The sequence below is a fragment of the Sedimentibacter acidaminivorans genome (genome assembly GCF_017873955.1).
GTDB classification, from domain to species: domain Bacteria; phylum Bacillota; class Clostridia; order Tissierellales; family Sedimentibacteraceae; genus Sedimentibacter; species Sedimentibacter acidaminivorans.
Map to the genome: position 1 here is coordinate 47,156 of NZ_JAGGKS010000002.1, position 22,180 is coordinate 69,335.

Annotated in this window: 21 protein-coding genes; 2 read left to right on the forward strand and 19 right to left on the reverse strand. The window is 29.4% G+C overall.

From position 1 onward, the window contains the following. Positions 1-3: 3 nt before the first annotated feature. The 10 genes from J2Z76_RS03445 to J2Z76_RS03490 form a co-directional block, all read right to left on the reverse strand. Positions 4-1,590, reverse strand: coding sequence for a glutathione ABC transporter substrate-binding protein (locus tag J2Z76_RS03445; RefSeq protein ID WP_209510610.1), 1,587 nt, complete (start codon positions 1,588-1,590; stop codon positions 4-6). A 179-nt stretch (positions 1,591-1,769) separates the two neighbouring features. Then, positions 1,770-2,924: an N-acetylglucosamine-6-phosphate deacetylase gene (gene nagA / locus J2Z76_RS03450; protein ID WP_209510611.1), complete on the reverse strand. Its 1,155-nt coding sequence runs from the start codon at positions 2,922-2,924 to the stop codon at positions 1,770-1,772. A gap of 30 nt (positions 2,925-2,954) precedes the next feature. Beyond that, positions 2,955-3,680: a glucosamine-6-phosphate deaminase gene (gene nagB, locus J2Z76_RS03455; RefSeq protein ID WP_209510612.1), complete on the reverse strand. Its 726-nt coding sequence runs from the start codon at positions 3,678-3,680 to the stop codon at positions 2,955-2,957. A gap of 204 nt (positions 3,681-3,884) precedes the next feature. Next, a complete protein-coding gene (locus J2Z76_RS03460; RefSeq protein ID WP_209510613.1) occupies positions 3,885-5,054 on the reverse strand; it encodes an ROK family transcriptional regulator in 1,170 nt (389 codons plus the stop codon). A 135-nt stretch (positions 5,055-5,189) separates the two neighbouring features. After that, complete coding sequence (locus J2Z76_RS03465) at positions 5,190-5,954, reverse strand: epoxyqueuosine reductase (protein ID WP_209510614.1); 765 nt, start codon at positions 5,952-5,954, stop codon at positions 5,190-5,192. Positions 5,955-6,155: 201 nt separating this feature from the next. Continuing rightward, positions 6,156-8,483, reverse strand: coding sequence for an endopeptidase La (gene lon, locus J2Z76_RS03470; RefSeq protein WP_209510615.1), 2,328 nt, complete (start codon positions 8,481-8,483; stop codon positions 6,156-6,158). A 63-nt stretch (positions 8,484-8,546) separates the two neighbouring features. After that, a complete protein-coding gene (clpX, locus tag J2Z76_RS03475; protein ID WP_209510616.1) occupies positions 8,547-9,809 on the reverse strand; it encodes an ATP-dependent Clp protease ATP-binding subunit ClpX in 1,263 nt (420 codons plus the stop codon). Positions 9,810-9,823: 14 nt separating this feature from the next. Then, a complete protein-coding gene (gene clpP, locus J2Z76_RS03480) occupies positions 9,824-10,408 on the reverse strand; it encodes an ATP-dependent Clp endopeptidase proteolytic subunit ClpP (RefSeq protein WP_209510617.1) in 585 nt (194 codons plus the stop codon). Positions 10,409-10,450: 42 nt separating this feature from the next. Next, complete coding sequence (gene tig, locus J2Z76_RS03485; RefSeq protein ID WP_209510618.1) at positions 10,451-11,782, reverse strand: trigger factor; 1,332 nt, start codon at positions 11,780-11,782, stop codon at positions 10,451-10,453. A 218-nt stretch (positions 11,783-12,000) separates the two neighbouring features. Further along, a complete protein-coding gene (locus J2Z76_RS03490) occupies positions 12,001-12,582 on the reverse strand; it encodes a GNAT family N-acetyltransferase (RefSeq protein WP_209510619.1) in 582 nt (193 codons plus the stop codon). A gap of 204 nt (positions 12,583-12,786) precedes the next feature. Here J2Z76_RS03490 and J2Z76_RS03495 point away from each other — a divergent pair, with 204 nt between their 5' ends. Next, complete coding sequence (locus J2Z76_RS03495) at positions 12,787-13,503, forward strand: beta/alpha barrel domain-containing protein (protein ID WP_209510620.1); 717 nt, start codon at positions 12,787-12,789, stop codon at positions 13,501-13,503. Positions 13,504-13,541: 38 nt separating this feature from the next. Here J2Z76_RS03495 and J2Z76_RS03500 read toward each other — a convergent pair whose 3' ends face one another. From J2Z76_RS03500 to J2Z76_RS03525, 6 genes are all read right to left on the reverse strand, one after another. Then, the gene (locus J2Z76_RS03500) at positions 13,542-13,985 is read right to left on the reverse strand and encodes an ATPase (protein ID WP_209510621.1); all 444 of its coding nucleotides are present in this window, start codon (positions 13,983-13,985) and stop codon (positions 13,542-13,544) included. 2 nt (positions 13,986-13,987) lie between these two features. Continuing rightward, a complete protein-coding gene (coaD, locus tag J2Z76_RS03505) occupies positions 13,988-14,464 on the reverse strand; it encodes a pantetheine-phosphate adenylyltransferase (protein ID WP_209510622.1) in 477 nt (158 codons plus the stop codon). Positions 14,465-14,466: 2 nt separating this feature from the next. Further along, positions 14,467-15,027, reverse strand: coding sequence for a 16S rRNA (guanine(966)-N(2))-methyltransferase RsmD (rsmD, locus tag J2Z76_RS03510; protein ID WP_209510623.1), 561 nt, complete (start codon positions 15,025-15,027; stop codon positions 14,467-14,469). 37 nt (positions 15,028-15,064) lie between these two features. Next, positions 15,065-17,119, reverse strand: coding sequence for an ATP-dependent DNA helicase RecG (recG, locus tag J2Z76_RS03515; RefSeq protein WP_209510624.1), 2,055 nt, complete (start codon positions 17,117-17,119; stop codon positions 15,065-15,067). 111 nt (positions 17,120-17,230) lie between these two features. Next, on the reverse strand, positions 17,231-18,853 hold the full coding sequence (locus J2Z76_RS03520) for a DAK2 domain-containing protein (RefSeq protein WP_209510625.1): 1,623 nt from the start codon (positions 18,851-18,853) through the stop codon (positions 17,231-17,233). A gap of 13 nt (positions 18,854-18,866) precedes the next feature. Continuing rightward, complete coding sequence (locus J2Z76_RS03525; protein ID WP_209510626.1) at positions 18,867-19,223, reverse strand: Asp23/Gls24 family envelope stress response protein; 357 nt, start codon at positions 19,221-19,223, stop codon at positions 18,867-18,869. Between the two features lie 311 nt (positions 19,224-19,534). Here J2Z76_RS03525 and rpmB point away from each other — a divergent pair, with 311 nt between their 5' ends. Further along, positions 19,535-19,726 carry a 50S ribosomal protein L28 gene (rpmB, locus tag J2Z76_RS03530; RefSeq protein ID WP_209510627.1) on the forward strand — a complete coding sequence of 64 codons (192 nt, stop codon included), beginning with the start codon at positions 19,535-19,537 and terminating at the stop codon, positions 19,724-19,726. 52 nt (positions 19,727-19,778) lie between these two features. On the opposite strand, the gene J2Z76_RS03535 is transcribed toward rpmB, so the two are convergent. The 3 genes from J2Z76_RS03535 to asnS all read right to left on the reverse strand — a co-directional run bounded on the left by J2Z76_RS03535 (position 19,779) and on the right by asnS (position 22,162). Further along, positions 19,779-19,967, reverse strand: a complete 189-nt coding sequence (locus tag J2Z76_RS03535) for a hypothetical protein (RefSeq protein WP_209510628.1) — start codon at positions 19,965-19,967, stop codon at positions 19,779-19,781. A gap of 166 nt (positions 19,968-20,133) precedes the next feature. After that, on the reverse strand, positions 20,134-20,607 hold the full coding sequence (locus tag J2Z76_RS03540) for a DUF2935 domain-containing protein (protein ID WP_209510629.1): 474 nt from the start codon (positions 20,605-20,607) through the stop codon (positions 20,134-20,136). Between the two features lie 166 nt (positions 20,608-20,773). Continuing rightward, positions 20,774-22,162, reverse strand: coding sequence for an asparagine--tRNA ligase (gene asnS / locus J2Z76_RS03545; protein ID WP_209510630.1), 1,389 nt, complete (start codon positions 22,160-22,162; stop codon positions 20,774-20,776). Positions 22,163-22,180: the final 18 nt, after the last annotated feature.

Genomic DNA, 22,180 nt, shown 5'->3' on the forward strand with positions numbered 1-22,180 from the left:
TAATTATTTAGTAGTTGATGCTTCAGTAGCTATTATTCCTCCACTTGGATCAACAAATATACCTTCAGTTGTTGCTCTCTTAGCTGATAACAAAACATCCGATCCTAGGAAAATCCATGGTGCATCATTCCAAATAACTTCTTGTAATTCTGCATAAATTTCTGCTCTCTTTACTGGATCAACTTCTGTTGCACCTGCATCCATAAGCTTATCTGCCTCATCACTCATATAATAAGATACATTAGGAGAAGTTGGAGGTATATTAGAACTATGGAACAATCTAGTAGTTGCACCATCAATATCAAATGCAGACCAACTTACATACCACATATTAACTTCTGATTCTTCTGGTGTTTGTGGACTATAAATAGAATCTGATAGTGTTCCTTCTTCCATTGGAATCACTTCTACATCTATACCTATTTCAGCTAATTGTTGACTTATAAATTGCATACCCTTCATGTTTTCAGTATCGTTTGGTGCCCAGATATGTGTTGCAAATCCATCAGGGTATCCTGCTTCTTTCATAAGTTCCTTAGCTTTCTCTACATTATATTCATACTCAGGTTGAGGAGATTGATATTCTATTGTAGTAGGAACATGAGAAGTAAGTGGTACAGCGTATCCCGACTTAACAACTTTAGCATATGCTTCCTTGTTTATAGCATGGTTAATAGCTTGTCTAACCTTTACATCTGAAAAAATATCCTTTGTCATATTTAAAAATGTAAACCTTGCAATAGTTGAAGGACCCTCTATTACCTTTATATTTTCATCACTTTCTACAGTTTTAACTTGTTCTGTTGGCATTGGATATATATAGTCTGCCTCTCCTGTTTGTAACATAGCTATCCTAGCACCATTTTCAGTTACAGGTTTAAATGTAAGTGTATCAATTTTTGGTCCTTCTTTCCAGTAATTAGGATTAGCTCTTACAACCATTTTATCTCCTGGTGTCCACTCTTCAAATGTATATGGCCCAGTACCTACTGGATTTGTAAGAATACCTTGATCTCCATATTCCTCTAGTGCTGTTGGACTTATTACTGAAAGAGAAGCAATTCTATTGATCATAGGTGCGAATGGAGAATCTAATTTAATTAGTATTGTATACTCATCTATAACTTCTGTACTGTTTACATATAAGAAGTTTCTTCGTCTTCTAAGATTCTTTTCTTCATCCATAACCCTATCGAAATTATACTTTACAGCCTCTGCATTTAATTCAGTTCCATCATGGAATGTTACACCTTCTCTTATATTAAAAGTATATTCCAATCCATCTTCTGATACACTGTAACCTGTAGCTAAAACAGGTTCTAAACTCATATCAAGTTTATAATCATAAAGCGATTCATACATTGTATCAGCAGCTGATCCTGACAATGTATCTGATAAATTATGTGGATCAAGTGAAATTATTTCTGCATTTACTGCTATTGTCATATTAACATCTTCACTTTTTCCTTCTGTGTTTTCTTGGTTCGGTTCTACATTAGCTGCTGTTTCTTCTTGCTTGGTATCGTTTGTACATGATACAAAACTAAATGTCATTAAGATAACCATAAATAAAACAACTATTTTTTTCATAAATTAACTTCCCCTCTAATTATTTTATTTAATAACATAATGTTATTAAATATATGATTTTAATTTTACCATGATTATGTATTTATGTCAATGCCAAATCCACGATGTTTAAATTCTAAAAAACAAAAAATAAAGTTACAAAAAAAGTATTCGACATTTTGCCTTGTCGAATACTTTAACTATAATTTCAATTCTTTCCCAGCTACCATTCTTAAAGATATATTTATATTATCATCAAAAATTAACATATCCGCATCTTTTCCTATTTCAATGCTTCCCTTACAATAATCTAATCCGATAGCCGTAGCTGGATTTAAACTAGCCATCCTGATTGCATTTTGAACTGGAATGTTCAAGAAATGAACCATGTTATATACTGAAGTTCTTAAATTTAGTGTTGAACCTGCTAAATTCCCATGTTCTAAGCGTGCAGCTCCATGATTTACTACAACCTTTTGTCCTCCTAGTTCATATACTCCATCAGCTAATCCCGCCGCTCTCATGGCATCAGAAACTAGAATTATCTTATCTATACCTTTCATTTTCAAAGCTATTTGCACTGCACCGTCATGCAGATGTATTCTATCATATATAATTTCACAGTATACCCTTGTATCTAGTAATGATGCGCCTATTATTCCAGGTTCTCTATGACTAAACTCTCTCATGCCATTATATAGATGTGTCGCCACTGTCGCACCATGATTTATACCATTTTTAGCCTCATTATATGTTGCGTTGCTGTGAGCCATTGAAGCGGTAATATTATTGTTTTTCAGGTATGTTATAACCTCAGTTGCGCCTTTTTTCTCTGGTGCTATTGAAACCATTTTTAATTTATTATTGCTTAGTTCTTTAATTTTTTTTATTAAATCCACTTCAGGCTCAACTATATATTGTTCTGGCTGAGCTCCTTTTTTTTGTTTTGAAAAGAAAGGGCCTTCTAAATGAATTCCTAATATCTGCGATGAATTTTCCTTATTTTCATAGTTAGATATTGTTTTTGAAGCACTAATTATATTGTCATAAGAAGACGTCAAAACGGTACCTAAATAAGATGTAACTCCATTTTTCAAATGATACTGACCTATTTTATCTATTGCTTCAGTTGTTGCATCCATAAAATCGTAGCCTGAGTTACCATGATTATGAATATCTACGAAACCAGGAGATAAATATTTTCCATTTCCATCAATGACTACATTTATTAAACTACTAGGTATATTATCTATTAAATCGATATTTACTATTATACCTTTGTCGACTACCACCCCATAACCATATAAAATTTCATATGGTGTAATTAACCTTATATTTTTAATTAAAGTACTCAATATATCTCCTCTCACGCTATTATTATATTGTTATAAATACTTAGAAGCATTTTCATCAACTATTACTGTAACATCGTTATGAAGTTGCAATATTGATGCTGGTAATTGTGGTGTAATTTTACCATTCACCATTTTTGATATTGCATCTGCTTTTGTTTCACCAATTGCAAGCATGACAATTTTTTTAGCCGACAGAATTGTTTTTACACCCATGGTAATAGCAGTCACAGGTACATCTTCTATTTTTTCAAAAAATCTAGAATTAGACTTAACCGTTTTTTCTTTAAGTATTACTTTATGTGTATAAGGTTCAAAAAAATCAGCAGGTTCATTAAACCCTATATGACCATTTTGTCCTATTCCAAGAAATAGTATATCCATACTCCCTACAGCTTTAATTTTATTTTCATAATTGATACATTCATTTAGTACATCTTTTGTCATACCATTGGGTGTATGTATATTTTCTTCTTTTATATCCGTGTATGAAAATAAATGCTTATTCATAAAATAATAATAACTTTGTTTATTTAACTTTGATAGTCCTATATATTCATCTAGATTAAATGTTTTTATATTATTGAATAATATTTTTTTTCTCTTATATTCTTCAACAACAATATTATACATTCTAATAGGAGTACCTCCAGTTGGAAGTCCCAAAACGGCGTTTTCCTTATTTCTTATAACATCTAACATATATTTAGCTGCTAATTCACTAACTTCATCGTAATCCTTCTTAATTACTATTTCCATATATTAAATCCTTTTCTACACTTCTGCTATTTATAAAGTTAAGGCATAAACTGAATTTTCAAAACATCCCATTATTAAATAATATTTTGAAGCGACAATGTAACCCTAAATTATTAACACCATGTTATAATATATAAAACAAAATGTCAATACCAATTTTTATAATTGCAATCAAAGTTAATTGTGATATTAACTTATAATTACCTAACTAAACAAATTATTAAATATCAACCTTTGAGAATTTATAGCACCTCCCATTATGTATGATTTTTCACCCATAGAGCTTAACTGGATATCTGCATCAATCTTAAAACTTCCATATTGGGTAAAATGTTGTGACGAAGAAATAATATCTAAAAATCCCTTAAATTGATCAATAAATTTGCCTCCTATTATTATAATAGCAGGATCATAAGCATTTATTATATTATTAATAGCAATGGAAAAATACATACAAACATCATCTACTAGTGAAATAGCCCACTTTTCATGTGCTTTGTATTTATTAACAATATCCTCTATGGAAGTAATGTTATTATCATTTTCCTGTGCTTGATTTATAAATGATTTAATATTTAGTACTGTATTTAGACATCCTCTTCTTCCACACTCGCACTGCAATCCATTGTAGTCTATAGTTATATGACCTATCTCTCCTGCATTATTATTAGTTCCCCTAAGTATTTGTCCCCCTATCCATAATCCAACACCGATACCGTATCCAATATCCATATATGCTAGATTTATGTTATTATACTTGCTATTATTGGATATTTCCCCTATTAAAGCTGATTTAACATCATTATCTACAATTGTGGTAATCCCAAATTTTTTTCTTGTATAATCACCTATTTTAGCATTTCTCCACTTGAGCTGGGCCGAAATAATTACTTCGTTTTTTTTATTATCTACTACTCCTGAGCAAACTACTGAAATACACTTAATACCTTCTTTTATATCTCTGTAATTTCTTATCATTTCTTTATATCCTTCATATGCTGCATCTATATAGTCTTCCATTGAACTTATATCATTGGAATTAATATTAGATTGAAGTATAATTAAGTTATTTAAATCAACCACTGCAATTATAAGGGTGTTTACATCTATGTATATTGTTAATGTATAAAGTGCTCGAGGATTAATATGTAATAGCTTTGCAGGTCTACCCCTTTTATTTGAAATTTCTCCATCTTCATATATGAAGTCATTATCTAACAACAAAGAAACTATCCTTGTTATACTCATACCACTAAGACCTGATAAACTCGCTAATTCTATTCTCGTAATACCTTTATTATTCTTTATAGTATCAATAATTAAATTAATATTTTCTATTTTGATATCAGATAGATTATTTATTTTTTTTTTCATACCTTTCCCCTTGCTTATATGATTCTATTCTAAATTTCATATCCACTTTACTCATGATAATAAGTTTTATACATTCTTAAGTTTATTCAAAATATGTATCAAATTATCTTGCATAAGCCACAACATATAAATGCATTAACGATTTATTGGATTTTTTGTTGAACATGGTAAGTCAACTAAACATTTACCACATATATCCATCAAACCAAGGTGTGAATGATATCTATCATTATCTAAACACATTTCATAGCATTTATATCTATTAAAAGATTCAATTTTTAATGCGTCATTAACACATCTATCTACACATTTTTTACATATATTCATACTTTTATATAAACAATTTTCACCTTTTATTTTTGATGTTGGATTTATTTTTATGTCTGTTACAAAACTCCCAACTCGTCCACAACACCCTTTTTCTGTAATAATCATATTATTTAGTCCAAAAGTACCTAATCCAGCGATAACTGCAACATGTCTATGTGACCAATCACTGATTAGTTTTTTCTCATTAAAATTATGAGTAGCAGGAATAACATTAGATTTATATCCTATTTTTTTAAGTTCATTCATAACAAATGTGTTTAGTTCAAAAATAAGCTTATTTGTTTCTATGTATGCTAATGCCCATTCTTTCGAACTATATTTATCATTTATATTACTTTTAACTATTGACTCATCAAAAGGAATAAAATATGTGACAACCGTTGTTGCTTCTTGCAAAAAATCTTTTGGTAAAGCATGTGTTGGACTTACAATTTCCTTCAACGTATAAAATTCTTTATCATCTGCATCAGCATATGATATTAATGGTTCTCTCCATTTACTCTTAGTATCCTTATTCTTAGGATAATTTTCAACGTATTCTTTTATCATATTTTCTAATTTAGTTTTCATCATACCCTCCATGTACTGAATTTTTAATTCTCCATAAGTTATTTTTTTGTAAAATATATATAACGCTTCTGGCTACTTCAGTTATGTGAAACTTTTTTCTTGATATTAAATTTATCATAACATATATTTCCAATGAATTCAATTGCTATAACAAAAAGCAGGTCATCTAATATACCTGCTTTTGTAAATAATTATATGTTTTTAAGCCATTGCTTCTTTTATAACTTCATCTATGCTATTAACATAAACAATTTCAAGCGATTTGATTATTTTAGAATCAATTTTAACTACTTCGCTTTTATTTTTTGTACACAAAATTACTTTTTTAATTCCAGCTCTATTAGCTGCTAGAAGTTTATCCTTTAAACCACCAATAGGTAAAACTCTACCTGTAATAGTTATTTCACCAGTCATTGCTACATCTTGTCTCACAGGTCTTTTAGTCAAAGCAGATATTAATGCCGTAGCTATTGTTATTCCTGCAGATGGCCCATCTTTTGGTATTGCACCTTCTGGTACATGGACATGAATGTCAGTTTCTTTGAACACCTTATCATCTATATCATATTTATCATTATTTGATTTAATATAACTTAAAGCTGCCATTGCCGATTCTTTCATAACATCCCCAAGTTGTCCTGTAAGCTGAAGTTTACCGTCACCCTTCATAGTATTTACTTCTATAAATAGTGTTTCCCCTCCAACAGATGTCCATGCTAGGCCAGTTACAACACCTACTTGGTTTTCTTCATATGCAACATCATATGAGTACTTAGGTAACCCTAAGAAGTTTTTAATATTGCCACTATTTATAGTTACAGATTTTTTATTTTTCTCTACTATTTGAACAGCAGCTTTTCTAACTAGTTTTCCTATATGTCTTTCTAAATTTCTAACTCCAGATTCTCTAGTGTATTTTCTTAGAATTTCATTGATGGCATTTAAAGATATATTTACTTGTTTATCTTTTAATCCATGTTCTGATAACTGTTTTTTTATTAAATATTTTTGTGCTATATTACTTTTTTCTTCATCTGTATAACCTGATATTTCAATTACTTCCATTCTATCAAGAAGTGGTTCAGGAATGGTTGATGTTGAATTTGCTGTAGTTATAAACATTACATTTTCCAAACTAAACGGTGCATCTATATAATGATCTGTAAATGTATTGTTTTGTTCAGGATCTAATGCCTCTAATAACGCTGACGCTGGGTCACCTCTAAAATCATTTGCAAGCTTATCTATTTCATCGAGCAAAAATACTGGATTATTTGTTTTAACTTTAGCAATTGAAGAAATTATTCGACCAGGAATAGCACCTACATATGTTCTTCTGTGCCCTCTTATTTCAGCTTCATCTCTCATGCCACCTAATGAAATTCTTACAAACTTTCTATTCATTGCCCTAGCAATAGATTTAGCAATAGACGTTTTACCTACACCTGGAGGTCCAACAAAACAAAGTATAGGCCCTTTCATACTTTTATTTAAATGTTTCACTGCTAAGTATTCTAATATTCTTTCCTTTACTTCCATTAGACCATAATGATCTTCTTGGAGAATTCCTCTCGCCTTTTTAAGGTCTGAATTATCTTTTGATTTTTTATCCCAAGGCATGTCAATAAGCCAATCAACATATGTCCTAATAACCCCTGAGTCTGGTGAAGAGGGGGATATTTTGAGAAGTCGTCCAATTTCTTTTTCTGCTTTTTCTTTTACTTCCTTAGGCATTTTTGCTGAAGCTATTTTTTTAATATATTCTTCTACTTCTAATTCCGTATTTTCATCTTCGCCTAATTCTCTCTGTATAGCCTTCATCTGTTCTTTTAAATAATAATCTCTTTGAAATTCACTTACTTGTTTTCGAACCTGCTCACTTATTTCATCTTCTATTTTTAATACCTTTATTTCTTTTGCAATATAATTATTTAGATTATTTAATCGCTCATATGGATCAAAAATCTCCAGAAGTTCTTGTTTTTGTTCGGGTTTTAAATAAACATAAGAAGCAATAACATCTGCTAATTTATCTGGATCTTTAATTCCCTTTAATGATGACACTGCATCAGGAGCTATTTTAGAATATATTGATGCATACTCTTCAAATTGTTCTAATGATAATCGTATCATAGCATCTAAATTCTCATCTATCTGTATATTAAAGTTATAAACATATTCATCTATATTAACCTCAAAAAAAGGTTCATTTTGTGTGATTTCTAGAATTTTTGCTCTATATAATCCTTCAACTAAAACTCTAATATTATCCCCTGGCATTTTTATCATTTGCTTTATTTTGCAAATAACACCAACCTCGAAAAAATCATCCTCTTTAGGTGAATCAATATCAGCTTCTTTTTGAACTGTTAGGAAAATATCCGAATCCTCTAACATTGCTTCTTCTAGTGCATTTACAGATTTTTCTCTTCCTATATCAAAATGTATAACCATATTAGGAAAAATCCCAATTCCTCTAATTGGTATAAGCGGCAATTTTTTATTTTCTATACTGTAGTTTTGTATCATTATTTACTCCTCGTCGTAAAGTAAGATAATATCTAAAAACTGCCTACTTATAGGCAGGCAGTTTTACGATGCATTTTCTTCTTCTTTATCCTTTAAAGCCTTTTTACTAAGAACCAATTTAGGCTCACTCTTATTAGTAATCGTATCTTTTGTTATAACACATTTCTTAATATCTTTTCTAGATGGTATCTCGTACATAACTTCTGTCATAGTCGACTCAAGAATACCTCTTAGCCCTCTTGCTCCAGTATTAACTTCTAAAGCCTTTGAAGCAATTTCTTCTAACGCTTCTTTTTCTATTTCTAATTCAACATTATCTATTTTAAATAATTCTTTGTACTGCTTTACTAAAGCATTTTTAGGCTCTGTAAGAATTCTAACAAGTGCCTCTTTATCCAGTTTATCCAGTGATACTATAACTGGAAGTCTACCTATAAATTCAGGTATTAGACCAAACTTCAATAAATCACTTGATTGAACTTGCTTCAATAACATTTCTTTGTCTTTAACTACGTTGCCTGTAATATCAGAACCAAACCCTATACTTTTTTTACCAATTCTTTTTTCAATGATTTTTTCTATACCATCAAATGCACCACCAAGAATAAATAAAATATTCGTAGTATCAATTTGAATAAATTCCTGATGTGGATGTTTTCTTCCTCCTTGAGGAGGAACATTAGCTACAGTACCTTCAAGTATTTTTAGAAGTGCCTGTTGAACGCCTTCACCGCTTACATCTCTAGTAATAGAAGGATTATCAGATTTTCGTGAAATTTTATCTATTTCATCTATATAAATAATACCCTTCTCAGCTCTTTCTATTTCAAAATCTGAAGCTTGTAAAAGTTTAAGCAATATATTTTCAACATCTTCACCAACATATCCAGCTTCAGTAAGTGACGTAGCATCAGCTATAGCAAATGGAACATTTAACATTCTTGCTAAAGTTTGAGCCAGATATGTTTTTCCACTACCTGTTGGACCAAGTAGAAGTATATTACTTTTTAACAACTCTACATCATCATCCTTGAACCTGTGGTTTATTCTTTTATAGTGATTATACACAGCAACAGCTAATGATTTTTTTGCGTTATCTTGTTTTATTACATACTCATCTAACTTAGATTTAATTTCCTTTGGCTTTGGAAGTTCAGAAAAATCATAATCTTCAAAAACATCAACATCATCATCTACTATATTATAGCACAGGTCAATACATTCATCACAAATATAAACATCTGGACCAGCTATAAGTCGCCTTACTTGTTCTTGGGATTTCCCACAAAAAGAGCATCTTATTTGCTTTTCATTATTTTTGGCCATTACAACACTCCTTTTTAATTTCTTTTAACAATAATATCATCAATTATCCCATATGATTTAGCGTCCTCGGATGTCATAAAATTATCTCTATCAGTGTCTTTTTCAACCTTGTCTATAGGCTGACCAGTTCTTTCACTAATTATTGTATTTAAAGTTTCTCTGATTTTAATTATTCTATCAGCGTGAATTTTTATATCTGATGCCTGACCTTTCATTCCACCAAGTGGTTGGTGAATCATTATCTCAGAATTAGGAAGAGCAAATCTCTTTCCTTTCGTACCTGACAACAATAAAAATGCTCCCATACTTGCTGCCATTCCTATACATATAGTTGAAACATCAGGCTTAATATATTGCATAGTATCATAAATTGCCATACCGGCTGTTATTGAACCGCCTGGGCTATTTATATATAATTGAATATCCTTGTCTGGATCTTCTGATTCTAGAAATAAAAGTTGTGCTACAATTACACTAGCAGTTGCATCATTCACTTCATCACTTAAAATTATTATTCTATCTTTTAAAAGTCTGGAATATATGTCATAAGATCTTTCGCCTCTTCCAGTTTGTTCTACCACATAAGGTACCAATGCCATTTTATTTCCTCCTTATTTACTTACTTTATTTACTCTATTTTATTATTTTTCTTCTTCTTTTACTTCAGTTTCAACTTTATCTATAAGTTTAGCATTTTCTACAAGCATATCAATAACTTTTCTTTTTTGAATTGATTCTTCAATATATCCTCTACTTGATTCTAATATACTTTGTTTAAATGCTTCAAGTCTTTCTTCTTCAACTTTATATGATTCTGCTAATTTACTTACTTCTTCATCAAGCTCTTCTTCTGTAGCTTTAATATTCTCTTTATCTATTATAGCTGTAAGTACTAAATCAGCTTTAACATTAAATTCAGCCTGTGACTTAGCTCCTGCCTTATACTGGTCTACTAAAGATTTAATCAAGTCATCCATTTCTTTACCAGAGAAACCTTGAGAACGGAACTGTTGTTCATAATTTTTTCCTAAATAGTCAATTTCTCTTTCAATTAATACTTCAGGAACTTCAACTAAAGAATCATTAACAATTTTAGTTACTATATTGTTATTATTTGTTACCTTCTCATTATCTTTTGCTTTCTCTTCAAGAGTTTTTCTTGTATCCATTTTTAGTTCTTCTAATGTATCAAATTCACTAACATCTTTAGCAAATTCATCATCTATTTCAGGAAGCTCTTTTGCTTTAATTTCATGAATTTTAACTTTGAATACAGCATCTTTTCCTTTTAAATCTTCTGAATGATATTCTTCTGGAAATGTTACATTAACTTCCACTTCTTCATCTTTTGATTTTCCTACAAGTTGCTCTTCAAACCCAGGTATAAATGAATTAGAACCTATTTCAAGTGATTGATTTTCTGCAGTTCCACCTTCAAATTGTTCTTCTCCAACAAATCCAGCATAATCAATAGTTAAAATATCACCATTTTGAACGGTTCTATCACTTACTTCTATAACTCTTGCATTTTTATCTTGAATTGTTTTTATTTCAGAATCCACATCTTCGTCAGTTACCTTTATTTCAAACTTTTCTACTTCAACACCTTTATATTCACATAATTGTACTTCAGGCATAACTTCAACATCAGCTGTTATAACTATATCTTCGCCCACTTCGAATTTTTCAACATTAACATTAGGGCTATTTATAACATCCAATTCATTTTCTTTAACAACAACTGGATATACTTCTTGAATCGCAATATCTAGAGCATCATCATAAAAAATACTCTTTCCATACTTCTTTTCAATTATATGCCTTGGAGCTTTACCTTTTCTAAACCCCTGCACATTAATACTATCTTTTACTTTTAAGTATGCTTTATTCACAGATGCCTCAAAATCATCTTGTGATATTGTAAATTCAATCGTAACTATATTTTTTTCTTTTTTAAGAATTTTTGAACTCATTTTTTCCTCCTATAGTTCATAATTATTTTATGTATTATATACAAAATTGTTTCTTTTTTCATTAGGTACGTAATTAACCATTCTATTATATCATAATCTTTTATAAAATCAATCATTTATTCCTAGTTTTTGTATTTATTTTACAGCCCCGTAATTTAATATATTAAATTACGCATACAAACAAAAAATAATTAGATTAATTTTTCACTTGTTTCTATCTAATTATTTATATTTTTAATATAATCATATACACAACAATCCATAATAAGGTTATTACTATTTAAAAAAAATTGTTTCTTTCTTTTAATATATACCATACCTGACTTCTCCATTACCCTACCAGAAGCTTTATTTCTAATGTCATGAAATGCTCTTATATTTAAAAATCCTACAACATTAGTTAGATAATTAATTAATTCCTTTAACACTTCTGTTGCAATACCTTGATTCCAATATTTTCTTGCTACAGTATATCCAACTTCGCAGTATTTTTTTCTATGACTTATATTAGATGCAGAAATTGAACCAATTACTTCTCCTGTTAATTTATTAGTAATAGCCCAATGGTAATAATTTGATTTTTCATATAGTTTAATCCATTCAGCAAGATATTCCCTTGTTACATTTTCACTATCATGCACTTTCCAAGCATTGTATTTTGCCGCCTCTATATCACTAGTCCAATTATTATATATATCTTTAACATCACTTTTATTAAACTTTCTTAATAGAAACCTTTTTGTTTCAATATTTTGCGTTCCAGTATGATTTAAAGAAACGTCCCTTTTTAGCAAAAACATATCTATTTTATTCTCCCCATGTAATCATATGATTATTATACATTTTTATATTATATTTGCATAGCATTATTTTCAATTTGGTACAATTTTTAGTGCAATAAGTTAATTATAACTTAATGCTATTTTAATATTTCTATCATATAATAATCTATATATAAATGTTTAAGAAAAATGAATTATAATAATATGATGGAGGTAGTTCATATGATTGATGATAATTATACCAAAGATGTAATTAATCAAACTGAAAAGAAAGATAGAAAATTCATACCTACAATCGAATCGGAGCTAAAGAAAAAACCTATTCAAATGCCTGCTGAAATTTATAATACAAGCGGAATAAATATATTTGGAAAGAGGATAAAATCACTAATATTTTCAACAGACCTTGCTATTATAAAAAATAATAACGCTGATGGTGTAATTGCTGTATATCCTTTCACTCCTCAAATTTCAATTAATCAGGCTATAATTGAAGTATCATCTACACCTGTGTTTTGTGGAGTTGGAGGTGGAATCACAACTGGACAAAGGTCTATTGATATTGCTTTAAGTGCAGAGCTAAATGGTGCTTTTGGAGTAGTTATGAATGCTCCTACACCAAATGAACTTATCATGCAAATGAAAAAAAGATTAGATATTCCAATAATTATAACAATAGTTTCTGAAAAAGAAGATTTTGAGTCTAGAATAAAAGCAGGAGTTTCTATCTTTAATGTTTCAGGAGGGACAAACACTGTAAAAATTGTTAAAGCAATAAGAGAAAGACATCCATATTTCCCCATTATAGCTACTGGTGGACCAACTCCAATTGATATTACAAAAACAATATTGGCGGGAGCTAATGCTATAACTATTACACCACCTACAACAGGAGAACTTTTCTCATTAATTATGGACAAGTATAGATCCAATATATAAATAGTACAACCTCTCAAAGAGGTTGTACTATTTATATATTACATTTTTTTAAGCATGTCCCTATTATCTTCAATAATATTATTTATATCTTTAATCTTATCTTGCAATTTTGATAGAATATCATCACTATAGCTATAAGCTCCTAACTTCATATCATTTGCCTTTTGCTCTGCTTCTTCTACAATTTGCTTTGCATATAATTTTGCTTGCTTTGCTATTTCACTTTCTTCAATATACATTTTTTGTTGCTCTTTTACCTTTTCAATTAATTCCTCTGCTTCTGATTGTGCTTCAGTTAATATTCTTTGACGCTCTTTTGCTACCCAAGATGCCCTGTTTATTTCATCTGGTAGTTTCAATCTTATTTCATTTATTACTTCTAAAACTTCTTCTTTGTCTATCATAACCTTATTTGATAAAGGAAACTTTGAAGCATCTTCAACAATATCCTCTATTTTCTCTAATAGATTTAAAACGTCCATTTTTACCTCCCAATTTTCTTAAGTATAGCTTCTACTACATTTGCTGGTACCAAATCCCTAAATTCGCCACCAAATTCAGATACCTCTTTTACAATACTTGAACTTATAAAAGAATATTCTGGTGATGCAACTAGAAAGAATGTCTCTAAATCTCTATCTAAGTGTCTATTAATAGATGAAACACTTAATTCATATTCATAATCAGAAACCGCCCTTAATCCTCTTACTATCATATTAATATTATTTTTCTTACAATAGCTAACAACCATCCCTTCTGTTATATCAACAGAAACATTGTCCAAATCTTTAACTGCTTCTTTTACAAGCTCATATCTTTCTTCGCCTGTAAACCAGTGTTTTTTTGACTTATTGTTAAAAATAGTAACTACAACCTCGTCAAATTTATTAGCACATCTTTTTATTAAATCCAAATGACCACACGTTATTGGGTCAAAACTTCCTGTATATAAAACCTTCATACTTAATCCTCCAGCAATTTTATCATGCTTATTCTTGTTCTTCCATATATTTTTTCTTTATATTTTACATCTTCATAATCTAAATTCGTAAATATTTCTTCAGATTTATCACTCTCTATAATTAATAATCCATTTTTTTTCAATAATTTATTTTGTAAAATTTTTTGTGCTATATTATTACAGCAAAGTAAATCATATGGTGGATCAGCAAAAATATAGTCGAATTTTTGATTTAGAATACAAAAACTTTCAATAGCTTTTTCATAATCATTTTGCATGATTTTAGCCTTATCCTTAAAATTACATATTTCGACATTTTTTTTAACATAATTTAAACTTTTATAAGATGCATCTACAAAGTAACATTCTTTTGCGCCTCTAGCTAGAAATTCTATTCCTACACTACCCGTTCCTGCAAACAAATCTAAAACAATAGAATCTTCTTCTATGTATCCAATTATATTAAATACTGATTCTTTTATTTTATCACTAGTTGGTCTAACTGACATGCCCTCAGGCGCATATAGCCTTTTCCCTTTACTTATTCCTGATATAATCCTCATTTTTCAAACCCCTTTACAACTATACATATACATAAATCTAGTTAAAAATTATATTTTCATCTTTAAATAAATTTATTATATGCTTTTTTAAATTTATATATTCGGCACCATCAAGATTAGGATTCTCACTTAATATTTTTTTTGATAAAATAGATACATCTTGTACAACATCAATATCATTTATTATATTTTGAACATCATATTTTGACAAACCATGCTGAGCTGTGCCAAAAAAATCTCCTGGTCCTCTTATTTTCAAATCCTCTTCTGATACTAAAAATCCATCATTAGTTTTTACCAGTATATTCATTCTATCCTTAGATTTTTTGGATTTGCTTTCATTGACCAATATACAATAAGATTGAGTTTTACCTCTTCCAACTCTTCCTCTTAATTGGTGCAACTGAGCAAGACCAAATCTCTCAGCATTAAGAATCATCATTATGACAGCATTTGGAACATTTACACCAACTTCTATTACTGTAGTAGAAACTAAAATATTTATTTCACCTTTATAAAAATCATTTATTACTCTTTCTTTTTCAGAATTTTTCATACTTCCATATAATATTCCTAATTTATATTTAGAAAAATATGTTGTTGCTAATTCTTCGTATATTTCTCTTGCTGAATCCAGTTCTAAGTTATCTGACTCATCAACTAGAGGTGCTACAATATATGCTTGATTACCTTCTCTTACCTTTTCATCTATAAAATTATACATTTCAATTTTTTGATTTTCTTTTACTACATATGTTTTAATTTTCTGCCTGCCTGGAGGCAACTCATCAATAATAGAAATATCTAAATCTCCATATAACATAAGTGCAAGCGTTCTTGGTATTGGTGTTGCAGTCATAACTAGTATATCTGGATTCATTCCCTTGTTAGAAAGTAGCGCCCTTTGCCTTACACCAAACCTGTGCTGTTCATCAGTAACAACTAAACCAATATTATTAAATTCAACATTATCTTCTATAAGTGCATGTGTTCCAATTAAAATATCTATCTCACCATTTCTTAGTTTATTCAATATATCATTTTTTTGCTTAGTCTTAGTTGAACCTGACAGAAACTCAATATTTATTTCTATATTTGAAAGTTTCACATATTCTTTTATTGTATCATAATGCTGCATAGCTAATATTTCTGTTGGAGCCATCATCGATGATTGAAATCCTGATTTCACAGCTATTAACATAGCATATATAGCAATAATGGTTTTACCCGAACCTACATCACCCTGTACTAGTCTATTCATAGGTTTTGATTTTGCCATATCACATTTAATTTCATTAATAACTCTATATTGTGCATCAGTAAGTTTAAAAGGTAGAGAATTAAGCAACATATCAGCTAATTTTGCATTTTTAATTTGTATCCCATCTAAACTAGCAACTAATTTACTTTTTATAGACAAAAGACCAATTTGCATTATCAACAATTTTTCAAACGCAATAGTTTTTTTTGCTATAGTATACTTTTTGCCATTTGTAGGAAAATGCAAATACCTTATAGCGTCTTTTCTTAAAATTAGATTATAATCTTTTCTTATATACTCAGGTATAATACTATCTATTTTTTCAAAATAGTACTCTAATGCTACCTTTACAATTTTAGTAATTTCGTTGTTAGTAAGATTATACGTTAAACTATAAATAGGCATAATTCTACCAGCTTTAGTAGCATTGGCTACAAGCTCAATTTCAGGATTAATCATTTCAAATTTACCATAATTTGATTTAACAACACCAAAAATATAATAAAACTCACTTAGACTAAGATTATTAATTAAATGATCTTGATTAAAGAATGTTAAATGAATAAAACCTGTTCCATCTGTAGCCAAAGCCTTAATAATAGTCATATTTTTTTTAATTCTTGCTTTTTTTGGGTAATCGCAAATTTTTATTTTTAAAAGTACTTTTTTTTCATCTTTTAATTCATTTATTTTTTTGACGACACGCCTGTCCTCATATTTAACAGGGAAGTAATTTAATAAATCTTCTACAGTATACACACCCAGCCTATTTAACTTCAATGCCCTATTGGGACCAACACCTTTTAAAAATTTAACATCAAAATCCAACATATGACCACCCATAAGATACCATTATTTAAACAAAGCAAAGCAGAACAGATCAGAACAAAAAAATTATTTTCCAACAGTGCTCCAATGTTCAGCCATTGCTTTATTATTTTTCTATTCTACTGAAATTATGTAATAATAAAGAGGCTGTCCTCCATATATTATTTCCACATCACATTCTTCAGCTTCTTCTTCTATTCTAGATTTTAAATTCTTTACGGTATTTTTATCTATATTTTCTCCATAAAAAAGAGTTATGAGAAAACTATCTGTATCAACCATACTTTTAACTAATTCAACAGCTTGGTCTTCTGCGTTTTTCCCATGGGTTACTATCTCACCATCATATAATGCTATTATTTCATCTTTTTTAATTTCCATATCATTAAATATTGTATCTCTTACTGCATAAGTAATTTGACCTGTTTTAACTTCAGTTACTGCAGCAGACATACTATTAACATTTTCTAAAACATTATTATCTTCTTTAAATGCAAGCATTGCTGCTATACCTTGAGGTATACTTTTACTTGGTATTACATGAATATTTTTATCAGACATCTCTTTAGCTTGTGTTGCCGCTAATATGATGTTGCTATTGTTTGGTAAAATAATTATGTTTTCTGCATTAACTTTATTTGATGCAGCTAAAATATCCTCAGTACTTGGATTCATAGTCTGACCACCTGATATAAAAACATCAACATTTAAGTCAGAAAATACTTTTTCAATCCCTTCTCCCATACCTATAGAGACAAAACCATATTCTTTTTTCTCCTCAATTTTTGCAGGAGCATTTTTATATTTCTCTCTGAACTGTTCCTTCATGTTATCTATCTTAATTTTTATAAGTTCACCATACTTTACAGCCATATTCAATATTTGTCCTGGATTATTAGTATGAATATGTACTTTAATAATATTTTCGTCACCTACACAAACAATAGAATCTCCTTTGTCATGTATTATGCTCAAGAACTCCTCGTGACTTTTTTTAGGATTTTTTATTATAAATTCAGTACAATAAGCAAATAAAATTTCATCTTCACTAGTAAAGGACTTAAGTTCCTGTTCTGTTTCAACAATTTCTACTCTATCTGTCTTTTCCTGCTTAATTTCAACACCTTTAAGTGAAGCTAATGCTCCCTCGAGAAGATAAACAAGCCCTTTTCCGCCTGCATCAACAACATCTGCTTGTTTTAATACCTTCAACATTTCTGGAGTACGACTCAATGTATCTTTTGCTTGTTTTATTAAATCTTCTAAAAATAAAACAACATCTTCATATTCTGTATAAGTAGTCATAGCTCTTTCTGAAGTTTCTCTTGCTACAGTGAGAATTGTTCCTTCTACAGGTTTCATAACAGCCTTGTATGCTGTATCTGTAGCTGACTTAAATGCTTCTGCTATTATTTGAGTATCAATTCTACTTGCATTGCCTAAGCCTTTATATAACCCTCTAAACAACTGTGATAATATTACTCCTGAGTTTCCTCTAGCTCCCATTAAAGAACCATTGGCAACAGCTTCTGCAATTTTACCTATGCTGCTTTCTTTTAGAATATTTATTTCTTTTATTGCTGCTTGAACAGTTAAATTCATATTTGTTCCTGTATCACCGTCTGGAACAGGAAAAACATTTAAAGAGTCTACTATATTCTTATTATTTTCTAAGTTCACAGCAGCTCCTAAAAGCATCTTTTTAAATGTAATATTATCAATATATTTAATTATCATTTTAGCCTCCTCACTATTTTTGTACTCTTACACCCTGTACAAAAATATTTACCTTCTCTACGTCAACTCCTAAAAAAGTTTCAACGCTGTATTTAACGTTAGATATAATATTTTCTGCTACAACGGATATTTTAACACCATATTGTAGTACAGCATATAAATCAATATTAATTTTATCATCTATTGTAGTTACTTTTATGCCTTTTGTTAGTTGATCTTTTTTCAAAAGTTCAAAGAAGCCTTCTGTAGCATTTTTAGAAGCCATTCCAACTATTCCATAACATTCCATAGCAGCTATACCTGCAATAGTCGCTATTAACTGATCATCTATTGTTATAATTCCGCTTTCATTCAACACTTTTATTGACATACTTTACCCTCCTATATTTATAATAATATCATTATACATTCTTATTTGTAACTCATTATAACCTTTTTATCAAAAATTTACAAACAAAAAATACAATCACATATAATTTTGCTCAAATTTTCTTATTTTAACAAAAAAGTTATATAAATTATTATACTAATTAAAATTTATTATTGCAATATATATATTTTAATGTTAAAATTATAAAGCTTGAATTGGTATTATATAAATTTGTTTTACGCTTTGAGGGTTAGCTTTGGCGTTCAAAATACAAAAATTATAGGTTTAAATAAATAGGAGGTGTATTTAGCGTGGCAAAATTTTGTGAAGTTTGTGGAAAAGGAACCGTATCAGGTAATAGTATAACACACTCTGATAGAAAAATAAAAAGAACTTGGAAACCAAACGTAAGAAAAATAGCAATTATTGAAAGTGGCGTTCCTAAAAAGAAATTCGTTTGTACAAGATGTATGAGATCTGGAAAAGTTCAACGTGCTGTCTAACCAAAATATTAAATAGTGGCTCTATAGCCATTATTTTTTATTTTTTGACTTATTAGAACAACTTAAATAATGTACATCCAAGTACAACAAGTAAAATACCTAAAACTAATAACCAAATTTTAATTGGCAGTATTTGTACAATAATTATTGCTCCTATGACAGCTATCATAAGTCCTAATATCTCAGTAAATTTAAATTTTTTATTACAATTACATCCTCTTTTTTGATTAAAGAAATTCATAATATTATCCTCGCTTTATAATAGTTTAATCTAACAGTAATCTGGGTTTACAAAACCTCTATTTTATACATTCTATTCAATGATATATAAAAAGATACAAAAAAATAACGAGTTTATCGTTATTTTTTGTATCTTTTCTTTAATATTTTTTAAAAATTAAACTACTCTAATAATCAAGTGGTTTATAGAAATTTGAATACCTGTTATTCTTGTCATTATATAAATCTAGAAATGCCTTTACTACTCCTATATAGTAGTCTGATTCTCTACGAATATGGTTTATAACTACATTTGCTATTGGATTATTACCAACTGCAGAGCTGTCCTTTAGTAATTTATTTAAAAAATCTATAAAAACCTGACTCTGCATTATAGTTATTTTAATTATCTGCATAATTTCTTCATTCATTTCGAGTGAAATAGAATCTTCTAAATTAATTATAGTTTCAATATATTGAACAATTCTAGCTAAAGTTGAGTCGAAAACACCTTTATATTCTATCAATTTTTCTACATAATCTTCTTCTAAATCAGGAACTACTTCTTGTATAACTTGTGTATGCTCAGATTCTTGGTTCTTCCAAAACTCTGACTCTTCTAATGCCCTTAAGGCATTCATTTCACCGTAATTAAAACGCATATATCTATCCTCTCCATTCTAAATTAATTTAATATCAATTCATTATACGCTAATACACAAGTTATGTTTCTAATATTATATATTTTTCAATAATATAATAGAGGTACGCGTGCAATCCGTACCTCTACATTTTTTATAATTGTTAATTTATTTTAAATATAATGTCCTAAAACTCTGCATTATTTGGTGTCCTTGGGAATGGAAGTACATCTCTGATATTGCCCATACCAGTTAAATACATAATTAATCTTTCAAATCCAAGTCCATATCCCGAGTGTTTTACTCCACCATATTTTCTTAAATCTAAATACCACCACAAATCTTCTTTGGCAACTCCCATTTCATCCATTCTTTTTTCAAGTAATTCAAGTCTTTCTTCTCTTTGACTTCCTCCAATTAACTCTCCTATACTTGGAACTAATAAGTCCATAGCTGCAACTGTTTTATTATCATCGTTCATACGCATATAAAAAGCTTTAATTTCTTTTGGATAATTTGTTACGAAAACTGGTTTACCAAATATTTTTTCTGATAAATATCTTTCATGCTCAGTTTGTATATCAGTTCCCCACTCAACTGGATAGTCAAATTTATCATTGTTTTTCTTAAGTATTTCTATAGCTTCATTATATGTTATTCTTCCAAAATCAGAATTTAACACATTGTCAAGTTTAGCAAAAAGCTCCTTATCAACAAAGCTATTGAAAAACTCCATTTCTTCTTTTCCATTTTCCATTACATACTCTATGATATACTTAATCATATCTTCAGCTAACTGCATGTTATCATTCAAATCCGCAAATGCAATTTCAGGTTCAATCATCCAAAATTCTGATGCATGACGAGTAGTATTTGAATTTTCAGCTCTAAATGTAGGTCCAAATGTATAAGTGTTTTTAAATGCAAGGGCAAATATTTCAGCTTCTAATTGTCCGCTAACAGTTAAATTTGAAGGTTTGCCGAAAAAGTCCTTTGTATAATCTACCTTTCCATCTACATATTCTAAATTATCAAGGTCTAAAGATGTTACTTTGAACATTTCACCAGCACCCTCTGCATCACTAGCGGTTATTATTGGAGGATGCGCATATACAAATCCTCTTTCATTAAAAAACTTATGTATTGCAAATGCTGCTAAAGACCTAACCCTAAACACTGCCGAAAAAGTATTTGTTCTTGGCCTAAGATGTGCTATAGTTCTTAAATATTCAAATGAATGTCTTTTCTTTTGAAGCGGATAACTTGAATCAGAACCAGCCTCTAATGTAATTTCTGTAGCCTTTATTTCAAACAGCTGTTTTGCACCTGGAGTATGCTCTAGCATTCCTTTAACAGTTATTGCACTACCAGTAGAAAATTTTCTAACCTCTTCAAAATTAGATAATATATTTTCAAATACTATCTGAACATTTTTCATGTAGGTTCCATCATTTAATTCTATAAAACCAAAGTTTTTGGAATCTCTTATTGTTCTTATCCAACCCTCTACAATTACCTCTTTACCATAATAATTTTCTGGAAATTTAAATATTTCTCTAAATTCAATTGCTTTCATAGTTCCTCCCACAATTTA